Source organism: Peribacillus sp. P4_C12 (assembly GCF_056402095.1).
In genome coordinates, this window is the sequence record NZ_JBFUIB010000999.1 from 1 (window position 1) to 855 (window position 855).

Annotated in this window: 1 protein-coding gene; it reads right to left on the bottom strand. The window is 39.6% G+C overall.

Annotation, left to right across the window (positions count from 1 at the left end):
- Positions 1-855, bottom strand: an 855-nt coding sequence (locus tag AC1DUW_RS30820; RefSeq protein ID WP_477644449.1) for a dihydrolipoamide acetyltransferase family protein, incomplete at both ends; no start/stop codon positions are given.

Consider the following 855-nt stretch of genomic DNA (forward strand, 5'->3'; position numbering starts at 1 on the left):
GTTCTACACCGTATGCTCCCAAATTGCTGATCGTAAAAGTAGAGCCATTCATTTCTTCAGATGGCAATTGACCTTCACGAGCAAGCATAGCTAGTTCCTTACCTTTCTTCGATATCTGTCTTAGTGAACATGCGTCCGCATTTCTAATAACTGGAACAACTAACCCCTTTTCCAAGGCAACAGCTAATCCAAGATGAACATGCTCAAACAAATGGATTTTATCTTCTACATAAGCACTGTTCATTTTAGGGTGATCTTTTAATGAATGGACGACAGCTTTGGCAACAAAGTCTGTGACCGTCAGTTTACTATCATCATGTTTTTGAATAATTTCTGTAGCTTGTCTTTGCAATTTGATTAAAGCGGTTACATCTGCCTTCATCGTAAGAGTCAATTGAGCACTACTTTGTAAGCTATCCTGCATACGTGTGGCAATAATTTTCCGCATTCCGTTTACAGGAATCTCCTGTGTTTTCTCTATAGATTGCGCAGGGATTAAGATACTATCTTCTTTATTTTCAGGCTTTGATTCAGGTCTCTTAATTGCTTTCTGTACATCATCTTTAGTAATTCTTCCACCCGGTCCAGTGCCTTGAATTTTCTCAATATCAAGATTAGCGGCCTGTGCCATTTTACGTGCAACCGGGGTAATCATCACACGATCCACATTTTTACTAATTGGCAAATTAGGTAGATCTGTCTTTTTCGGTGTTTCTTTTTTGTGGTTTTCCGGCTTGATTTCTTCAGCAACAGGCTTATTAACCATTACGTTTTCATTCGGATTTCCGATATAACAGATAACTGTTCCAGGAGGGACGCCTTGCCCCTCTGGTACAGCTATGTTTAGTATCGTAC